Source organism: Nonomuraea salmonea (genome assembly GCF_042428605.1).
GTDB lineage: Bacteria > Actinomycetota > Actinomycetes > Streptosporangiales > Streptosporangiaceae > Nonomuraea > Nonomuraea salmonea.
Genome location: NZ_JBHMCF010000029.1, coordinates 73881 through 91888, shown reverse-complemented (window position 1 = coordinate 91888; position 18008 = coordinate 73881). Strand labels below are relative to the sequence as shown.

At 70.1% G+C, this 18008-nt stretch carries 14 protein-coding genes; 13 read left to right on the top strand and 1 reads right to left on the bottom strand.

Annotated features, from left to right (window positions below; all coding sequences use genetic code 11):
* Positions 1-96: 96 nt before the first annotated feature.
* The 11 genes from ACFFR3_RS24585 to ACFFR3_RS24535 all read left to right on the top strand — a co-directional run bounded on the left by ACFFR3_RS24585 (position 97) and on the right by ACFFR3_RS24535 (position 13180).
* A complete protein-coding gene (locus tag ACFFR3_RS24585) occupies positions 97-1257 on the top strand; it encodes an ABC transporter substrate-binding protein (RefSeq protein ID WP_364364313.1) in 1161 nt (386 codons plus the stop codon).
* Entirely contained in the window at positions 1254-2138 is an 885-nt protein-coding gene (locus ACFFR3_RS24580) for a carbohydrate ABC transporter permease (protein WP_345386838.1), read from the top strand. The genes ACFFR3_RS24585 and ACFFR3_RS24580 overlap by 4 nt, the downstream gene beginning before the upstream one ends.
* Positions 2135-2977 (top strand): carbohydrate ABC transporter permease, encoded by an 843-nt coding sequence (locus ACFFR3_RS24575; RefSeq protein ID WP_379483908.1) that lies wholly within the window; start codon positions 2135-2137, stop codon positions 2975-2977. The genes ACFFR3_RS24580 and ACFFR3_RS24575 overlap by 4 nt, the downstream gene beginning before the upstream one ends.
* Before the next feature lie 180 nt (positions 2978-3157).
* A complete protein-coding gene (locus ACFFR3_RS24570; protein ID WP_345386835.1) occupies positions 3158-3487 on the top strand; it encodes a DUF485 domain-containing protein in 330 nt (109 codons plus the stop codon).
* On the top strand, positions 3484-5103 hold the full coding sequence (locus ACFFR3_RS24565; protein ID WP_512699780.1) for a monocarboxylic acid transporter: 1620 nt from the start codon (positions 3484-3486) through the stop codon (positions 5101-5103). The genes ACFFR3_RS24570 and ACFFR3_RS24565 overlap by 4 nt, the downstream gene beginning before the upstream one ends.
* A gap of 348 nt (positions 5104-5451) precedes the next feature.
* A complete protein-coding gene (locus tag ACFFR3_RS24560) occupies positions 5452-6843 on the top strand; it encodes a type 2 periplasmic-binding domain-containing protein (protein ID WP_364364319.1) in 1392 nt (463 codons plus the stop codon).
* Position 6844: 1 nt separating this feature from the next.
* Positions 6845-7789, top strand: a complete 945-nt coding sequence (locus ACFFR3_RS24555; RefSeq protein ID WP_345386832.1) for a carbohydrate ABC transporter permease — start codon at positions 6845-6847, stop codon at positions 7787-7789.
* Positions 7786-8613 carry a carbohydrate ABC transporter permease gene (locus ACFFR3_RS24550; RefSeq protein ID WP_345386831.1) on the top strand — a complete coding sequence of 276 codons (828 nt, stop codon included), beginning with the start codon at positions 7786-7788 and terminating at the stop codon, positions 8611-8613. Before ACFFR3_RS24555 ends, ACFFR3_RS24550 begins: the two co-directional genes overlap by 4 nt.
* Complete coding sequence (locus ACFFR3_RS24545; RefSeq protein WP_364364324.1) at positions 8610-9956, top strand: GH1 family beta-glucosidase; 1347 nt, start codon at positions 8610-8612, stop codon at positions 9954-9956. Before ACFFR3_RS24550 ends, ACFFR3_RS24545 begins: the two co-directional genes overlap by 4 nt.
* 3 nt (positions 9957-9959) lie before the next feature.
* Positions 9960-11669 (top strand): hypothetical protein, encoded by a 1710-nt coding sequence (locus ACFFR3_RS24540; protein WP_364364327.1) that lies wholly within the window; start codon positions 9960-9962, stop codon positions 11667-11669.
* Positions 11666-13180, top strand: a complete 1515-nt coding sequence (locus tag ACFFR3_RS24535) for an FAD-dependent oxidoreductase (protein WP_379483907.1) — start codon at positions 11666-11668, stop codon at positions 13178-13180. Before ACFFR3_RS24540 ends, ACFFR3_RS24535 begins: the two co-directional genes overlap by 4 nt.
* A gap of 73 nt (positions 13181-13253) precedes the next feature.
* On the opposite strand, the gene ACFFR3_RS24530 is transcribed toward ACFFR3_RS24535, so the two are convergent.
* Complete coding sequence (locus tag ACFFR3_RS24530; protein WP_379483906.1) at positions 13254-14966, bottom strand: glycoside hydrolase family 84 protein; 1713 nt, start codon at positions 14964-14966, stop codon at positions 13254-13256.
* A 38-nt stretch (positions 14967-15004) separates the two neighbouring features.
* Here ACFFR3_RS24530 and ACFFR3_RS24525 point away from each other — a divergent pair, with 38 nt between their 5' ends.
* Together ACFFR3_RS24525 and ACFFR3_RS24520 are read left to right on the top strand one after the other, a co-directional pair.
* Positions 15005-16846: an MBL fold metallo-hydrolase gene (locus ACFFR3_RS24525; protein ID WP_345386823.1), complete on the top strand. Its 1842-nt coding sequence runs from the start codon at positions 15005-15007 to the stop codon at positions 16844-16846.
* Positions 16843-17886, top strand: a complete 1044-nt coding sequence (locus ACFFR3_RS24520) for a LacI family DNA-binding transcriptional regulator (protein WP_364364336.1) — start codon at positions 16843-16845, stop codon at positions 17884-17886. The genes ACFFR3_RS24525 and ACFFR3_RS24520 overlap by 4 nt, the downstream gene beginning before the upstream one ends.
* Positions 17887-18008 lie beyond the last annotated feature (122 nt).

Genomic DNA, 18008 nt, shown 5'->3' with positions numbered 1-18008 from the left:
CCCCTCCTAGCAGCCACGGTCGCCGCCACGCTCGTCCTCGCGGGCTGCGGCTCCTCCTCCGGATCCTCCGGGTCCGGGGGAGAGGTGCGGCTCCGGATGATCGAGAGTCTGACCAGTCCAGAACGTACGAAGCTCATCAAGTCCCTCCTCGACGGCTTCGAGCAGGCCAACCCCGGCGTCACCGTCGAGCTCGTCTCCCCGCCGCTCGACAGCGCCGACCAGAAGATCACCCAGATCCTGCAGACGAAGAAGGACCTGGACGTGCTGGAGGTGCGCGACCACACCGCCAAGTCCTTCTCCAACAACGGCTGGCTGGCCGAACTGCCCACGACCGGCTGGGCCGGCTGGTCGGACCTGACCGAGCTGGCCCAGAAGAAGGCGGTCGAGGTGGGCGGCAAGGCGTACCTCATCCCGTACGGCTTCTACCAGCGCACGCTGTTCTACCGCACCGACCGCGGCCTGACGCGGCCGCCCGCCACCTGGCAGGAGCTGTACGAGGCCGGCAAGGCCCAGACCACCGGCGACCGTTACGGCTACTCCTTCCGCGGCGGCAAGGGCGGCGCCGACTACGCGGTGATGATGATCAGCGCGTACAACGGAGAGGCGCTCGACCCGGAGAAGTCGTTCTTCCTCAAGGACAAGCGGACGATCTTCGCCACGCCCGAGGCGGCGCAGGCGCTCGACTTGTTCGTCAAGATCTACCGTGAGGCGTCGCCGCCCGACTCCGTGGCCTGGGGCTTCCCCGAGATGGTGCAGGGCTTCACCTCGGGCGTCACCGGCATGCTCATCCAGGACCCCGAGGTCATCAAGACGGTCGAGGAGAGCGGCCTGACGAACTGGGCCACCGCCCCCATCCCGAAGGGCCCCACCGGGTACGCCTTCCAGCCCGTCGGCTACGCCGGCTGGGGCGTCACCTCCTTCAGCGCGCACCCGGAGCAGGCGGTCAAGCTGGTGCAGTACCTGTCGGAGGCGGAGCAGAGCATCGCCTTCGCCAAGGGCAACTCGCTGATCCCGATCTCGAAGCAGGCACAGAGCGACCCGCAGTTCTCGCAGGGCGCGTGGAAGGCGTACCTGGAGGCGCAGCAGGACCCGAAACAGGTGATCACGATCAGGCCGGTGGACTATCCGGGCTGGAGCCAGTTCCTGGTCGACTCCGACCGTGACGTGCAGGCCCTGATCACCGGCAAGAAGAGCACGGCCGAGGTGCTGAAGGCATGGGACGCCTTCTGGGCCGACCAGGCCAAGAAGGTCTCTTGAGGACGTTCACCGTCCGGCGGGCCCGGTTCATCGCGCTGTGCCTGCTGCCGGGCGTGGTGTTCGTCGCGCTGTTCACGTACTACCCGATGATCAGGGGCGCGGTCATCGCGTTCCAGCGGTACTCGCTGTTCGACCTGACCGCGACCCCGTTCACCGGCCTGGAGAACTTCCGCGCGGTGCTGGCGGAGGAGCGGTTCTGGACGGCGCTGCGCAACACCGGCACGTGGGTGGCGGTCTCGCTGTTCTTCCAGTTCTTCCTCGGCTTCGGCCTGGCGCTGCTGCTGCGCGGGCACTTCCGGGGGCGCGGGCTCTACCAGGCGTGGGTGTTCTTCCCGTGGGCGATGTCGGGGTTCCTGATCGGGCTGCTGTGGCGGTGGCTGTTCAACGGCCAGTTCGGCGTGATCAACGACCTGCTGCTCAAGGCGGGGATCATCGACGAGCGCATCGGGTTCCTCGCCACGCCCGGCTGGGCGATGACGTCGGTGATCGTGGCCAACATCTGGTACGGCGTCACGTTCTTCGCCATCATGATCATGGCCGCGCTGCAGTCGGTGCCGGGCGAGCTCTACGAGGCCGCGGCCGTGGACGGCGCCTCGCGGTGGCGGCGGTTCTGGCACGTGACGCTGCCGCACATCAGGCCCACCCTGGCGCTGATCGTGCTGCTGCGGATCATCTGGATACTCAACTTCCCCGACCTGATCTACTCCATGACCGGCGGCGGCCCGGCCGGCAGCACCGACATCGTCACCACGTTCCTCATCCAGCAGGTGATCGGCGGCGACTACGGCAGGGCCGGCGCGGTCGGCCTGCTCGTGCTGGGGCTGCTGCTGGCGTTCAGCGTGTTCTACCTGAACGCCACGAGATTCGAGAAGGCCCGATGACCGCGCGCACCCCGCTGCGGCGCCTCGCCACGACCGCCAAGGTGCTCGTGCTGGGCGGCTGGCTGCTGATCACGTTGTTCCCGCTGTACTGGATCGTCGTCACCTCGCTCAAGCCGCAGCCGGAGATCTTCTCGGTGCCGCTGCGCTACTGGCCGTCGAAGGTGACGTTCGAGCACTACCAGGAGCTGTTCTCGTTCGCCGACTTCGGCACGTACCTGCTCAACTCGCTGCTGGTGTCGCTCGTCTCCGCGGGGGTGGTGACGGCGATCGGCGTGCTCGGCGGCTACACGCTGGCCCGCTTCGCCTTTCCCGGGCGCGGGGCGCTGATGCTGGCGTTCCTGGTCACCCAGATGATCCCGCTGTTCATCGCGCTCGGGCCGCTCTACCTGCTGATGTCCGACCTCGACCTGCTCAACCGGCTGGCCGGGCTCATGCTGGTGTACGTCGCCATGCTGGTGCCGTTCTCGACGATCATCATGCGCGGCTTCTACGAGCGGGTGCCGGTGGCGCTGGAGGAGGCGGCCCAGGTGGACGGCGCCTCGCGCCTCGTGGCCATGGTGCGCGTGGTGATCCCGGTCATGCTGCCCGGCATCGCCGCGACGTTCATCTTCGCGTTCGTGCAGTGCTGGAACGAGCTGTTCCTCGCGATCACGTTCATCGACAGCGAGGACGCCAAGACGATCCCGGTCGCCATGAACTCCTTCATCACCCAGTACGACATCGACTGGGGCTCGATGGCGGCCGCCACCGTCGTCTCGGTGCTGCCGACGCTCGTGCTGTTCGCCGCCGTCCGCCGCTACATCGTGGAGGGGCTGACGGCGGGCGCGGTGAAGGGATGACCGGTAAGGGAGTGAAAGGGATAACCGACCGCTCATCGCGCCAGACGGACCTTTCGCCGCAAGCCCGTTCCAACTAAGCGCGGTGCATCAGCGGCTCGCCGAACAACCCTTCGGGGCATCTCCACGCCGGGTAGGTTGCGCTCTTACGTTGGGCGTGATCCGCATCACAGTGGAGGTCTCGTGACGACACAAGAACATGACGCATCGGTTTATGAGCAAGTTCAGGAGAGCAGTGAGTTCCAGGACCTGAAGCGGCGCTTCCGCCGCTGGACGTTCCCCATGACCGTGGCGTTCCTCGTCTGGTACCTGCTGTATGTGGTGCTGTCGGGGTGGGCGCGCGACTTCATGGGCATCAAGCTGTTCGGCGAGATCAACGTCGGGCTGATCTTCGGGTTGCTGCAGTTCGTGTCGACCTTCCTCATCGCGTGGGCCTACTCCAGGCACGCCGAGAAGCAGCTCGACCCGATCGCTGACAAGCTGCGGCACGAGGTGGAGGAGAAGACTCAGTGAGCTCGACGACCCTGGGGATGATTCTCTTCCTCACCTTCGTGGCCTTCACCCTGGCGATCACCGTCTGGGCGAGCCGCCAGACCAAGACGGCCGCCGACTACTACGCGGGCGGCCGGTCGTTCAGCGGCGTGCAGAACGGCCTGGCGATCGGCGGCGACTACATGTCGGCCGCCTCGTTCCTCGGCATCGCCGGCATCATCGCCCTGTCCGGATATGACGGGTTCCTCTACTCGATCGGCTTCCTCGTCGCCTGGCTGGTGGCGCTGCTGCTGGTGGCCGAGCTGATGCGGAACTCCGGCAAGTTCACCATGGCCGACGTGCTGGCCTTCCGCATGAGCCCGCGGCCCGTCCGTACGGCGGCGGGCGTCTCCACCATCGTGGTCAGCATCTTCTACCTGCTGGCCCAGATGGTCGGCGCGGGCGCGCTGGTCGGCCTGCTGCTCGGCATCACCGGCGAGGCCGGCAAGGCGTGGACGATCATCGGCGTCGGCGCCCTCATGATCGTGTACGTCGTCTTCGGCGGCATGAAGGGCACCACCTGGGTCCAGATCGTCAAGGCCGTGCTGCTGATGAGCGGCGCCGCGCTGGTGACGCTGCTGGTGCTCGGCAAGTTCGGCTTCAACCTCTCGGCGCTGCTCGGCCAGGCCGCCGCGACCAGCGGCCCCTCGGGCAACCCCGGCAGCTTCCTGATCCCCGGCCTGAAGTACGGCACCGAGGCGCAGGGCCTGGCCGGCAAGATCGACCTCATCAGCCTGGGCCTGGCGCTGGTGCTCGGCACCGCGGGCCTGCCGCACATCCTCATCCGCTTCTACACCGTGCCCACCGCCAAGGACGCCCGCAAGTCGGTGCTCTGGGGCATCGGCATCATCGGCGTCTTCTACCTGCTCACCCTGGTCCTCGGCTTCGGCGCGGCGGCCCTGGTCGGCAAGGACGCGATCGCCGCGGGCGACGCGGCGGGCAACACCGCGGCGCCCATGCTGGCACAGCGCATCGGTGAGGAGATCTTCGGCTCCGTCGGCGGCACGATCCTGCTGGCGCTGATCGGCGCTGTGGCGTTCGCCACGATCCTGGCCGTGGTGGCGGGTCTGACGCTGGCCTCCTCCTCCAGCTTCTCGCACGACCTGTACGCGCACGTCTTCAAGCGCGGCCAGGTCACCGAGCGGCAGGAGGTCGTCGTGGCCCGCATCTCCGCCCTCGTCATCGGCGCCGTGGCGATCGGCCTGGGCATCCTCGCCCAGGGCCAGAACGTGGCGTTCCTGGTGGCGCTGGCGTTCGCGGTGGCGGCGTCGGGCAACCTGCCGGCGATCCTCTACAGCCTGTTCTGGAAGAGGTTCAACACCGCCGGCGCGGTCTCGGCTATCTACGGCGGTCTGGTCTCCGCCCTGCTGCTGGTCATCTTCTCGCCGGTGGTCTCCGGCGGCAAGACGGCGCTGTTCCCGGGTGCCGACTTCGCCTGGTTCCCGCTGAGCAACCCCGGCATCGTCTCGATCCCGCTGGGCTTCCTGTGCGGCTGGATCGGCACCGTCCTCAGCAAGGAGTACAACGCCGCCAAGTACGCCGAGATCGAGGTCCGCTCGCTCACCGGCGTCGGCGCGGAGAAGGCGAGCACGCACTGATCCGGGGCTGACCCGCACGGGGCTTTCCCAGAAGGGCGCCCTACCCCCCTGCCCCAGGGCGCCTGCACCAGAGGGCCCGGCCGATCGCTTCGGCCGGGCCCTCGCGCGTGTACGGGATCGCCGACGGGGAAGGGGCTGTGGTCGTTCCCGACAGGTGTCCCAGTGGGGCGTCCCACACCCTTGGAGTTGTTAACGTCACCGAAACGCAGTGGATGGAGTGGTTGACGGGATTTCAGCGGTATGGGTACGTTCTCAGATGTGTGAACGTTGCCACACTGGCCTGGCGCCACGTGGCCGTCATCAGCATGCCTGATGCCCCGCTTGATCAGTGTGGAGGCGAAACCCCCAATGAGAACCCCACTTGTCCGCTGGTCCGTCCTGTCCGTGTCCCTCGCGCTGGCGCTCACGTCGTGCGCCAAGGGCACCGGTGGAGCGGCCGACCCGACCCCGTCGGCAGGCCAGTACAACCCCGGTGCCTCCTATCAGGGCACGATCTCGGCCATGGGCTTCGGCGCGACCGACGAGATCGGGACCACCCGCGTCGATCTGGCCAAGAAGGCGCTCGGCGGCGCCGACGTGAAGCTGATCGAGGGTGACCTGGACATCCAGCAGTTCCTGTCCTCGGTCGCGGCCGGCGACCCGCCGGACATCATCTACGCCAACCGCGACCAGATCGGCACTTTCGCCTCACGGGGTGCGATCATCCCCCTGACCGCCTGCATCCAGGGCGAGCAGATCGACACCTCGATGTACAACCCCAACGCCCTCGCCCAGGTGACCTTCGGCGACGAGATCTGGGCCATCCCCGAGTTCAACCAGGTCCAGATCACGATGGCCAACGCCGACCTGCTCAAGGAGGCCGGCCTGACCATCGACGACGTCAACGGCTCCAGCTGGGAGAAGATCACCGCCGCGACCAAGAAACTGGTCAAGGCGCCCGGCGGCAAGCTCAAGGTGATCGGCTTCGACAGCAAGCTGCCGGAGTTCCTGCCGCTGTGGGCCAAGTCGCTCGGCGCCGACCTGCTCTCGGCCGACGGCAGGACCGCCCAGCTCAACAGCCCCGAGGTGGTGAAGGCGCTGCAGTTCGCCGTCTCCATCTACGACGCGCAGGGCGGCTTCGCCAAGGTCAAGGCCGTGCGCGACTCGGCCGACTTCTTCGGCAAGGGCAACCAGTACGCCAAGAACGCCCTCGGCGCCATGCCGATGGAGCAGTGGTACGTCAACGTGCTCAACGACGTCTCGCCCAAGGCGCCGATGGCCTTCGACACCTTCCGCACCCCGGAGGGCAAGGCGCTGGCCTACTCGTCGGGCTCGTCGTGGGCCATCCCCAAGGGCGCCAAGAACCCCGGCGCGGCCTGCCGCTTCGCCAAGTCGATGACCCTGGTCGACACCTGGAAGGCCGCCGCCCAGGCCCGCCTCGACAAGCGCAAGGCCGAGGGCAAGCCGTTCACCGGCATCCTCACCGGCAACGTCAAGGCCGACGCCGAGATCGAGAAGATGCTCACCTCCGGCGGCGCCACCTGGGACGAAGGCGTCAAGGCGTTCTACGAGGCCAACAAGAACACCTTCAGCCTCCCCGCCAACCCGGCCGACAAGGAGTTCAAGGACGCCTGGCAGAACGCCGTGAACCGGGTGCTCAACGGCCAGGACGAGCCGCAGGCCGCCCTCGACAAGGCCCAGCAGGACGCCCAGGCGGCGCTCGACAAGGCATGGGCCGGCTGGACGAAGCGTACGAACTGAGATGTCCCCTTCCCGTACCAGAACACCAGGACGGCCACCACGGCGGCGCAGCGCGCGCTTCATCGAGACCAGGGCGGCGCTGCTGTTCATCAGCCCCTGGATCATCGGCTTCGTCGTCTTCACCGCGTGGCCCGTCATCAACAGCGCCTACCTGTCGCTGACCGACTACGACGTCATCAACGACCCGAACTACGTCGGCTTCGACAACTACGTGCAGCTCTTCGAGGACCCGAAGGTCGGCCTGGCGCTGTGGAACACGTTCGTGTTCGCCGTGCTGTCGGTGCCGACCCACCTCGTCGTCGCGCTGGGGCTGGCGCTGCTGCTCAACAGCGCCAGCAAGGCCACCGGCTTCTTCCGTACGGCGTTCTTCCTGCCGAAGATGACGCCGCCGGTCGCGATCGGCATCCTGTTGCTGCTGCTGTTCAACGGCCAGGACGGCCTGATCAACGCCTTCCTCGGCGTCTTCGGCATCGACGGCCCGGCGTGGACCACCGACCCGAACTGGGTCAAGCCGGCCCTGGTGCTGATGAACCTGTGGACGGTCGGCTCCTCCGTGGTCATCATCCTGGCCGCGCTGCGCGGCGTCCCGCAGGAGCTGTACGACTCCGCCCTCGTGGACGGCGCCGGCTGGTGGAAGCGGCTGCTGCGGATCACCGTGCCGATGATCAGTCCCACGCTGTTCTTCCTGTTCATCGTGGACAGCATCAACGCCCTGCAGTCGTTCACCGAGGCGTACACCGCCTTCTTCGGCGCCGGCAACACCACCTACAGCAACGACGCCGCGCTGTTCTACGCGATCTACCTGTTCCAGCAGGCCTTCGAGTTCCTGCACATGGGGTACGCCTCCGCGCTCGCCTGGCTGCTGTTCATCGTCATCATGGCGATCACGGCCGTGCAGATCGTGGTGACCAGGCGCTACGTCCACTACGAAGGGGGTAACCCATGAGGCGCGCCGCGAAGATCCTGACCTGGGTCGCGCTGGGCGCGTTCACCGTCGCGTTCATCTACCCGTTCATCTGGCTGCTCAGCGCGTCCTTCAAGCCGCGCAGCGAGGTGTTCGACAACCGGCTCATCCCCGAGACGTTCACCTTCGACAACTACATCCAGGTGTGGCAGGAGGCCCCGCTCGGCCTCTGGATGGCCAACACGCTGCTGGTGACGGTGCTGGCGGCGGTGGCCGTGACGGTCACCAGCGCGATGGTGGCCTGGGGGTTCGCCTACTTCCGCTTCCCCGGCAGGAACGCGTTGTTCGGCGTGGTGCTGGCGACGATGATGCTGCCGGGCGCGGTCACGATGATCCCGGTCTTCCTCATCTGGAACTCGCTCGGCGCGGTCGGCACGCTGACGCCGCTGTGGGCCCAGAACCTGTTCGGCAGCGCCTTCTACATCTTCCTGCTGCGGCAGTTCTTCATGGGCCTGCCGCGCGAGCCGTTCGAGGCGGCCAAGATCGACGGCGCGAACAACTGGAAGATCTTCACCCGCATCGCCCTGCCCCTGTGCAAGCCGGCGGTCGTGGTGACCCTGCTGTTCGAGTTCCAGGCCGCCTGGACCGACCTCATGCGGCCGCTCATCTACCTGCGCGACTCCGAGACCTTCACCGTGCCGCGCGGGCTGAAGGCGCTGCTCGACCAGTTCGGGTTCGGCGGTGAGTGGCACTGGGAGATCGTCATGACGGCCAGCGTCATCACCACCATCCCGATGATCATCCTGTTCTTCCTGGGCCAGAAGCACTTCATCAAGGGCATCGCGACGACGGGAAGCAAGGGATGAGCTTTCCTGACGGGTTCCTCTGGGGCGCGGGCACCTCGGCGTACCAGATCGAGGGACATCACGGCCGGGGCGAGTCGGTGTGGGACGCGTTCTGCCGCCGCCCCGGCGCGGTCGAGGGCGGCGGCGACGGCTCGCGGGCCTGCGACTCGTACGTGCGCTGGCGCGAGGACATCGAGCTGGTCAAGGAGCTGGGCCTGACCGCCTACCGCTTCTCGACCGGCTGGTCCCGCGTCATGCCCGGCGGCGCGCACCCCGACCCCAAGGCGCTCGACCATTATGAGCGGTTCACCGACGCGCTGCTGGAGGCGGGCGTCGAGCCGGTGCTGACGCTCAACCACTGGGACATGCCGGCCGGGCTGAGCTGGGCGGACCGCTCTTCCGTAAACGCTTTCACCGCGTACGCGCAGGCCGTCGCCGATCGCCTGGCCGACCGCGTCACCTGGTGGATCACCCAGAACGAGCCCTGGATCATCGCGCTGCTCGGCTACCAGCTCGGCCTGCACGCGCCCGGCGTCGCCGACCTCGGCACCGCCGTCAAGGCCGGGCACCACGTGCTGCTCGGCCACGGCGCCGCCGCCGACGTGCTGCACGCCCACCAGGGCGTCAAGGCCGGCTGCGCGCTCAGCCTCTTCCCCTGTGACCCGGCCGGTGACAGCGACGAGGACCGCGCGGCGGCGGCCGGCTCCGACGGCTACGTCAACCGGTGGTACCTCGACCCGCTGCTCGGCGACGGATACCCCGCCGACATGCGCGAGCACTGGGAACGGGCACTCGGCCACGGCCTCGACTTCATCGCCGACGGCGACGAGGCCGCCATCGGCGGGCGCAGCGACTACCTCGGCATCAACTACTACACGCGCCGCGTCATGGCCGCCGCGCCGCCGGCCCCGTTCCCCTGGAAGGTGGTCGGCCCGAGCGGCGACGTCGCGCGGACCGACGAGGGCTGGGAGATCAACCCCGGCGCGCTGCGCGACCTGCTCATCGGCCTGTCCCGCCGCTTCCCCGGCGTCCCCCTCATGATCACCGAGAACGGCGGGGTCTTCGGCGACGCCCCCACCCACGACGGCCGGGTCCATGACGACCGGCGCATCGCCTACCTGCGCGACCACGTCGAAGCCGTCGGCGCCGCCATCGACGCGGGTGCCGACGTGCGGGGCTACCTGCACTGGTCGCTCATGGACAACTTCGAGTGGGCCCTGGGCTACCGGCCCAGGTTCGGGCTCGTGCACGTCGACTACGCGAGCGGCGTGCGTACCATCAAGGACTCCGGGCGCTACTACGCCCGGCTCATCGCGGCGGGCGGCACGGCGCCCGCCACACCCAGGATCGAGGCTTTCGGCTAACCCATGCGGATCACCACCACGGCCACCGCCCACTACGTGGACAGTGGCCACTACCGCCTGACCGTCTCCCGCACCGACGCCAGCGCCGAGCTCGAAGGGTGGCTGTCGGTCAACCTGCTGGCCTCGGTCAACACCAGGGGAGGGCGAGACGAGACGTACGAGACGCTGCCGCCCGTGCTCGCGGAGCGCGACGGCGTGGCCGTCTTCGACTTCCCCCAGCGCACCACCGAGTGGCAGAGCAAGACGGTCCGGCTGACCTGCACGCCCGAGACCATCGCGGTCGAGGTGCGGGTCGAGGGCGACGGCGTGCTCAGCGACGTGACGCTGCTCGGCGGCCGGGCCGTGCTCAACACCAGGGCGGCCGGCACGTTCCGCTCCGGGGTGCACGCGCGCGGCGTGTTCAGCCCCACGCCCGCCCATCCGGTGAACGTGGTGCGGCCGGTGTCCGCGCCGGTCGCGCTGACCGTCGTCGGCGACGCCTCCCCCGGGCGGCTGCACGCGGTCTTCTCGCCGCCGCCGCTGGTGCTGGCCTTCTGCAAGGACGCGCCCGCCGGGCCGACCGCGGTGCCGGACGGGCCGTGGCTGGGCGCGTCCGTACGCGCCGGGATCGCCGGCCTGACCTTCACCGAGCTGACGTACGAGCCGCTCGACGGCGGCGCCCTGCTGCGCTTCGACTACGAGGGCCACACCGAGGTACGCGGCTCCTGGACCTCGCCCGCCGTCGTGTTCCGCTTCGCGTCCTCGCCCTGGGAGGCGATCACCCACCACCGCGCCGACCTCGTCGAGCACGGCCTGGCCCCTCAGGGGCCGGCAGGGGAGCGGGCCGCGTGGTGGAGCGAGCCGATCTTCTGCGGCTGGGGCGCCCAGTGCGCCAGGGCCGACGGCGTCTCGCCGGTCACGCTGTCCCGCCAGGACCTCTACGACGAGTGGCTGGGCAGGCTGGAGGAGCACGGCGTGGTGCCGGGCACGATCGTCATCGACGACCGCTGGCAGCTCACGTACGGCGACCTGGAGACCGACGAGGAGAAGTGGCCCGACCTGCGCGCGTGGATCGCCGCCAGGCACGCCCGCGGGCAGCGCGTGCTGCTGTGGTGGCGGGCCTGGTCGGCCGACGGCCTGCCGGTCGAGGAGTGCGTGACCGACGCGGGTGGCCGGGCCGTGGCCGCCGACCCGTCGAACCCCGCCTACCGGCAGCGGGTCCGCGCCATCATGGAGCGCCTGCTCGGCGAGCTCGACGCCGACGGGTTCAAGATCGACTTCACGCAGTGGTCGCCGAGCGGCTCCCACCTGAAGACGTACGGCTCCACCTGGGGCATCGCCCTCCTCCACGAGCTGCTGGCCACCATGTACGACGCCGCCAAGCAGGTCAAACCCGACGCCCTCATGATCACCCACACCCCGCACCCGGCCTTCGCCGACGTCAGCGACATGATCAGGCTCAACGACGTGCTGGAGGTCGACGCGGCCGGCGACCCCGTGCCCGCCGTCGACCAGCTCCGCTACCGCCACGCCGTCGCCGCGGCCGCCATGCCGGACCACCTCATCGACACCGACCAGTGGCCGATGCCGAGCAGGGCCGACTGGCTCGCCTACGCCGAGGCGCAGCCCGGGCTGGGCGTGCCCGCGCTCTACTACGTCGAGTCCATCGACAACAGCCGCGAGCCGATCACCGGCGACGACCTGCGGCGGATCGCCGCGTGGTGGCGGCGATGAGGCAGGCCGAGGTCGTCGTCCACGGCGCCACGTCGGCCGGCGTGTGCGCCGCCGTGGCCGCCGCCCGGCGCGGCCTGGACACCGTGCTGCTCGAACCCGGCAGGCACGTCGGCGGCATGACCTCCGGCGGGCTCGGCTACACCGACATCGGCGACGCCCGCGTGCTCGGCGGCATGGCGGCCGAGTTCCGCCAGGCCGTCGCCGACGCCTACGGGGTCGCGCCGGGGCACTACGCGGGCCCGGAGCCGCACGTCGCCGAGCAGATCTTCCTGTCCTGGCTGGAGCAGGCCGGGGTCGAGGTCGTCTTCGGCGCCGCCCTGCGCACCGTCGTCACCTCCGGCGACCGGATCTTCTCCGCCGCCACCCTGCGCGGCGACTACGCGGGCGGCGTCTTCGTGGACGCGAGCTACGAGGGCGACCTGATGGCCGCCGCAGGGGTGAGCTACCAGGTCGGCCGCGAGGACAGGGCCCTGCACGGCGAGCGGTTCGCCGGGCGGCGTGAGGTGATGCCCGGCATGCACAACTTCCCGCCGTACGTCTCGCCGTTCCGCGCCGACGGCACGCTGCTTCCGCAGGTCGCCGACGGCCCCATGGCCGAGGTGGGCGAGGGGGACGGCGGCGTCATGTCGTACGGCTACCGCGTCTGCATGTCCACCGCGCCCGACCGCATCCCGTTCGCACGACGGCCCGGCTACGACGACGAGCACTGGGAGCTCGGCCGCCGGCTCTTCCGCCACTGGCGCGAGCAGGGCGTCTCGCCGCGGGCCGGGCGGCTCGTCGGGCTGGAGCCGAACCTGCCGAACGGCAAGGCCGACGGCAACTCCCTCGGGCCGTTCTCGCTGAGCGTGCTCGACCGCTCCGCCTGGGCCTACCCCGACGCGGGGCCCGAGGAGCGCGAGCGCATCCGCCTGCACCACCTCCACCACGCCCAGGACCTGCTGTACTTCCTCTCCCACGACCCCGAGGTGCCCGCCGTCGTGCGGGCCGAGCTGGGCCGGTGGGGGCTGCCCGCCGACGAGTTCGCCGACACCGGGCACCTGCCGCACCAGCTCTATGTCCGCGAGGCGCGGCGCATGCTGGGCGAGGCGCACCTCACCGAGCACGACCTGGTCGAGGGGCGGCGGCATCCCGACGTGGTCGCCATGGGGTCCTACCACCTCGACATCCGCGAGGTGCAGCGGACCTGGCGCTGGGTCTACGAGCACCCCGACCCCATCCCCATGGTGGTCACCGAGGGATACCTGTCGGTGGGGGTGGCGCCGTACCAGATCCCTTACCGGGCGCTGGTGCCGCGCAGGGAGGAGTGCGCGAACCTGGTCGTGCCGGTGTGCGTGTCGGCCTCGCACGTGGCATTCTCCTCCATCCGGATGGAGGTCCAGTACCAGATGCTCGGCCACGCCGCCGGCCTCGCCGCCGCCCGGTCCGCGGCGACCGGCAAGGCGGTCCAGGACGTGGACGTCACAGCCCTCCAGGAGGACCTGGCGGCAGCCGGACAGGTCCTCTCCCTCTGACCCGGGGGCCGGTGCCTGCTCGCTCCATTCCGGCCCGCCCGCTCCGGTAACCGCCGGAGCGGGCGTTCGTGTGTCAGGACGGAGTGCCGGCGCGGGTGAGGACCTCGCGGACGAAGGGTGGGATGACGCGGCGCAGGACGTTCGCCTCGTGGGCCTCGGCGCGGGTCAGCGCCTCCGTCACCTGGGCCGGCGTGCGGCCTTCGACGCCCTCCAGGAGGTCGAGGGCGGCCAGGCCGGCGGCGGCCATGTCGTGGGCGGCCGGCACCCAGCGGGCCAGCTCACGTGCCAGCGCACTCGGCGCGTCGGTGGGCAGCGCCGCCAGCCGGCCCAGCTCGGCCCGCAGCCGCTCACCGGCCCCGGCTTCTGACGCGTCACCGCTGCCCGGCGTGGCGTCGCCTTCCGGCGGCGTCCCGGTCTCCGGTGCCGCCCCGTTCTTCAGGACGGACGTGCACAGGGCGGTCAGTCCGGGGCTTTGGTCGGCGCTCGGGGGCCAGGAGGAACAAACCTGCACCAAAGGCAGCAGGTCGGTCGCGCCGGGCACCAGGCGTACCGCGCGCTCATGCGAGCGCGCCGGGTCGTACGCCGCCAGGTGCCAGGCGTAGTCGGCGACCGTGGTCAGCGCGATGCGTGAGGCCGCCGCCTCCACCATGGGGTTGGCGGTGATGCCTTCGAGGGGCACACCGTCCAGCTCCGTCGAGCGCCCGACCAGCGGCCCGAGGAAGACCCGGGCGAAGTCGAAGTCGTTGACGGGAAAGTTGTCCCACAACGCCACCTGATGCCCGTAGGAGGCCGCCGCCGCCCGCATGTCGTCGGCGGAGATCGCCCCCACGACGATGTCGGACCCGGTCCACCAGACCAGCACGTCGGCGGGCAGCTCGGCCGCCAGCCGGTCGCGGTAGGCCGAGCGCGCGGTGCCCGCGTAGTCGGTGGGCACCATGGTCAGCGGCCGGTCGGCGCCGTGCGGGGCGAGGAAGTGCTCGGCGAAGTCGCGGCACACCGCCGCGTGGGCGCTCGCGCTCACGCCCTCCGCCGTGCCGAACACCGCCTTGTCGGGCTCGTGGCCCAGCTCGGGCGGGATGTCGTCGAAGAGCAGCGCGTACTCCCTGACGCCGATCTCCCACACCTGCTCGGCCTTGGCGCGCAGCGCCGCCCGCTCGGCCGGGTCGCTGTAGACCATCGACAGGCCGGGGCTGAGCGCGAAGACGAACCTGACGTGCTGCGCCGCCGCCTCCGCGACCAGCTCGCCGAGCCTGGCCAGCTCCTCCTCCGGGTACGGCTCCCGCCACCGCTCCCGGTGGAAGGGGTCGTCCTTGGGCGCGTACACGTAGGAGTTGAGCTTGTGCCGCCCGGAGAAGCGCAGGTGCTCCATGCGCTCGGCGTGGCTCCACGGGGTGCCGTAGAAGCCCTCGATCGTGCCCCGGAGCGGCAGGTCGGGCCAGTCGCGCACGTCGCACTCCGGCACGCACCGCGCATGCGTCCCGCAGGGTGCGGCGGCCAGCGCGAGCAGGGTCTGCGCGCCGTAGAACGCCCCGGCCGGGTCGGCGCCGGTGATCACCACGCCGGACGGGCCCGCGCTCAGCGTGTAGCCCTCGGGTGGCAACTCGGCGTCCAGGCGTACGTCGATGGTGAGGCAGGCGGCTGCCGCTTCGCCCAGGGCGGTGGTGAGGGCTGCGACGGCGCGTACGGCGGCGGGGTCGCCCGTGATCCGGCACTCGCGCAGAACCAGATGTTCGCTACCGATGGTGGCCTTTTTCGGACAGGGAACAATCCACTCCAGGGCATCCATTGTGGGAACGATACCGGATAGACTCCTGGCCCGTGGGTATGGAAGTAACCGAAGTCGCGCCCGGGGTGCTCCGCGTCGAGGACACCTGCAACGTCTACGTCATCAAGGCCCCGGGCGAGCCCGGAGAGCCGCGCACCGGCATCGCGATCGACTTCGGTTCCGGCCGGGTGCTCGACCTGCTGGGCGAGCTCGGCCTCGACCGCATCACCGACGTGCTGGTCACCCACCACCACCGCGACCAGGTGCAGGGGCTGCATCGGGCGGCCGAGGCGGGCGTCGCGATCCACGTGCCGCCGGTCGAGCGCGACCTGTTCGACAAGGTCGACGAGCTGTGGTCGGGCCGCCAGATCTACAACGACTACGACCTGCGCGACGACCGGTTCTCGCTGCTGGAGCCGGTCGAGATCACCGGTGTGGTGCCCGAATATCGGACGGCCCGATACGGCGGGGTGGACGTACGCGTGCTGCCCACCCCCGGCCACACGCCCGGCTCGGTGACGTACGTCGTCGGCGGGACGGCCTTCACCGGCGACCTGATCTACGCGCCCGGCAAGGTGTGGTCGCTGGCCGCCACCCAGTGGTCGTACACCGAGAACGAGGGCCCCGCCATGGTGGTCGTCAGCGCCGAGCTGCTCCAGCGCGAGGACCTCGACGTGCTGCTGCCCTCGCACGGCGACCCGATGACCGAGCCGCGGGACGCGCTGTCCAGGCTCTCGTCCGCCATGCAGCGGTACGTCGACTTCCGCCGCCCGCGCCCCTGGGACGTGCGCGGCCTGCTGGAGAACCCGTTCATCGAGGTCACGCCCCACCTGCTGATGAACAGGAGCAGCCAGTCCTACAGCTACGTGCTGCTGTCGGAGTCGGGCGCGGCCATGGTCTTCGACTTCGGCTACGACATGTGCACCGGCCTCGTGAAGAGCACCGCCCGCGAGGCGCGGCGGCCCTGGCTGGCCTCGCTGCCCGCGCTGCGCGAGCACTACGGCGTCACCGCCGTCGAGGTGGCCGTGCCGACCCACTACCACGACGACCACGTGGCCGGCATGCCGCTGCTGCGCGACGTCGAGGGCACGGAGATCTGGGCACCTTCCCACATTGCGCCCATCCTGGCCACGCCGCTCCACCACGACCTGCCGTGCACGTGGTTCGACCCCATCCCCGCCGACCGGGTGCTGGGGCTGGGGGAGAGCGTGCGCTGGCGGGAGTACGAGATCACGGTCCACGACCTGCCCGGGCACACGATGTTCGCGGCGGCGTACGCGTTCGAGGTGGACGGGCACCGGGTGCTGGTGACCGGCGACCAGCAGGACGGATTGGGCGTTCCGGGCGAACGACAGGAAATCCTGAATTTTCAGTACAAGAATAGGTTCCGGATCGAGGACTACCGGAAGAGCGCCGCGCTCTACAACCGGCTGCGCCCCGACCTCATGGTCAGCGGCCACTGGCGCCCCCGCTGGGTGGACGACGACTACCTGCACATGCTGACCGAACGAGGTGAGGAGCTGGTCGCGCTGCACCACGACCTGCTCCCGTCCGGGCGGTTCGATCTCGGTGCCGACGGGGTGCTGTGCCGCCTGACGCCGTACTATACGAGCGTCCCCGCGGGCGGCGAGATCACGCTGACGGCCACCGTGCGCAACCCGTGGCCGGACAAGGCCGTGGCCACCATCGAGCCTGTGGTGCCGCCCGGCTGGCGGCGCGAGCCCGGATCTTTGACGCTTAGGCTGCCTGGAGGGGGTATGGAGCAGGTGCATCTGCGGCTCGGCGCGCCCGCGGAGCCGCGCCGCCGCGTACGCCTGGCAGTCGATCTGACCATCGGCGACCTGCGCCTCGGACAGCACGCCGAGGCGCTGGTCGACGTGGTCGTGGAAGGGAACCGATGACCGTAGAACGGCGCAGCACCCCCGTCAGCCGTTCCCGCCGTCCCACGATCAAAGACGTCGCCGAGGCCGCGGGCGTCTCGCGCTCCACGGTCTCCCGGGCGCTCACCGGGCGTGGTTACGCGGCCAGCGACGTACGCGAACGCGTGCTGCGCGCCGCCGAGGAGCTCGGCTACGTGCCCGACATCATGGCCCGCACGCTCAAGCAGCAGGTCAGCCGGTCGGTCGGGGTGCTGGTGAGCGATCTGCGCAACCCTTTCTACGCCGAGCTGGCCGCCGGGGCCAGCAGCGCCGCCCGTGAGCGCGGCTACACCATGGTGCTGGCCGACACCAGCCTGTCCGGCGAGACCGAGAGCGAGGCCGCGGAGGCGCTGGTGGCGCTCCGGGTGGCCGGGGTGATCGTCACCCCCAACTCCTCCGCCGTGTCCACCTACCTGTCCTCCCACGGCATCCCGGTCGTCGAGGTCGACCGCCAGTTCGCGGCCGGCTCGACCGACGGGGTCGTGGTCGGCAACCGCGTCGGCGCCCGTACGGCCACCGCCCACCTCGTCAAGCTCGGCCACCGCCGCATCGCGCTGTTCATCGACGAGACCGACTGGACCACCGGTTACGAGCGCTACCAGGGCTATCTGGAGGCGCTGACGGCCGGGGGCATCACCGTCGACCCCGAGTTGGTCGTCTCCTCCGGCTGGGACGTCGCCGACTCCCGCCGCCGGGCCCTCGACATGCTGAGCGGCCCCGACCGTCCCACCGCCGTGTTCGCCGCCAACAACGTGCTCGCCGAGGGCGTCTGGCGGGCCATCCGCGAACGCGGCCTCGCCGTGCCGAGCGACATCAGCCTGGTCGCCTTCGACGACGCGCCCTGGATGAGCATGGTCTCGCCCCAGGTCACCGCCGTCTCCCAGGACACCTTCAACCTGGGCGCGACGGCCGTGCGCCGGCTGCACGAACGCATCGAGATGCCCGAGTCCGACTCGGTCACCACGGTGCTGAACGTCCACCTCATCGAACGCGAATCCACCACCCACCCCCCGGCCCTCTGACGGCGCCGAAGGTCCGGCGACTCTCGCGATCCGCAGACGCCGCCCGGCGACCCGCGTCACGCCCCTGGAAGCACCGCACGGGCGACACACTCACCGCGGCGGGCGCCCGGCGCCCGCGTGAC

What these genes read in the sequence shown, in the direction of transcription:
- ACFFR3_RS24585 (WP_364364313.1), top strand. Translation starts at nt 97, where the DNA reads ATGATCGAGAGTCTGACCAGTCCAGAACGTACGAAGCTCATCAAGTCC.
- ACFFR3_RS24575 (WP_379483908.1), top strand. Translation starts at nt 2,135, where the DNA reads ATGACCGCGCGCACCCCGCTGCGGCGCCTCGCCACGACCGCCAAGGTG.
- ACFFR3_RS24560 (WP_364364319.1), top strand. Translation starts at nt 5,452, where the DNA reads ATGAGAACCCCACTTGTCCGCTGGTCCGTCCTGTCCGTGTCCCTCGCG.
- ACFFR3_RS24555 (WP_345386832.1), top strand. Translation starts at nt 6,845, where the DNA reads ATGTCCCCTTCCCGTACCAGAACACCAGGACGGCCACCACGGCGGCGC.
- ACFFR3_RS24550 (WP_345386831.1), top strand. Translation starts at nt 7,786, where the DNA reads ATGAGGCGCGCCGCGAAGATCCTGACCTGGGTCGCGCTGGGCGCGTTC.
- ACFFR3_RS24545 (WP_364364324.1), top strand. Translation starts at nt 8,610, where the DNA reads ATGAGCTTTCCTGACGGGTTCCTCTGGGGCGCGGGCACCTCGGCGTAC.
- ACFFR3_RS24540 (WP_364364327.1), top strand. Translation starts at nt 9,960, where the DNA reads ATGCGGATCACCACCACGGCCACCGCCCACTACGTGGACAGTGGCCAC.
- ACFFR3_RS24535 (WP_379483907.1), top strand. Translation starts at nt 11,666, where the DNA reads ATGAGGCAGGCCGAGGTCGTCGTCCACGGCGCCACGTCGGCCGGCGTG.
- ACFFR3_RS24530 (WP_379483906.1), bottom strand. Translation starts at nt 14,966, where the DNA reads ATGGATGCCCTGGAGTGGATTGTTCCCTGTCCGAAAAAGGCCACCATC.
- ACFFR3_RS24525 (WP_345386823.1), top strand. Translation starts at nt 15,005, where the DNA reads ATGGAAGTAACCGAAGTCGCGCCCGGGGTGCTCCGCGTCGAGGACACC.
- ACFFR3_RS24520 (WP_364364336.1), top strand. Translation starts at nt 16,843, where the DNA reads ATGACCGTAGAACGGCGCAGCACCCCCGTCAGCCGTTCCCGCCGTCCC.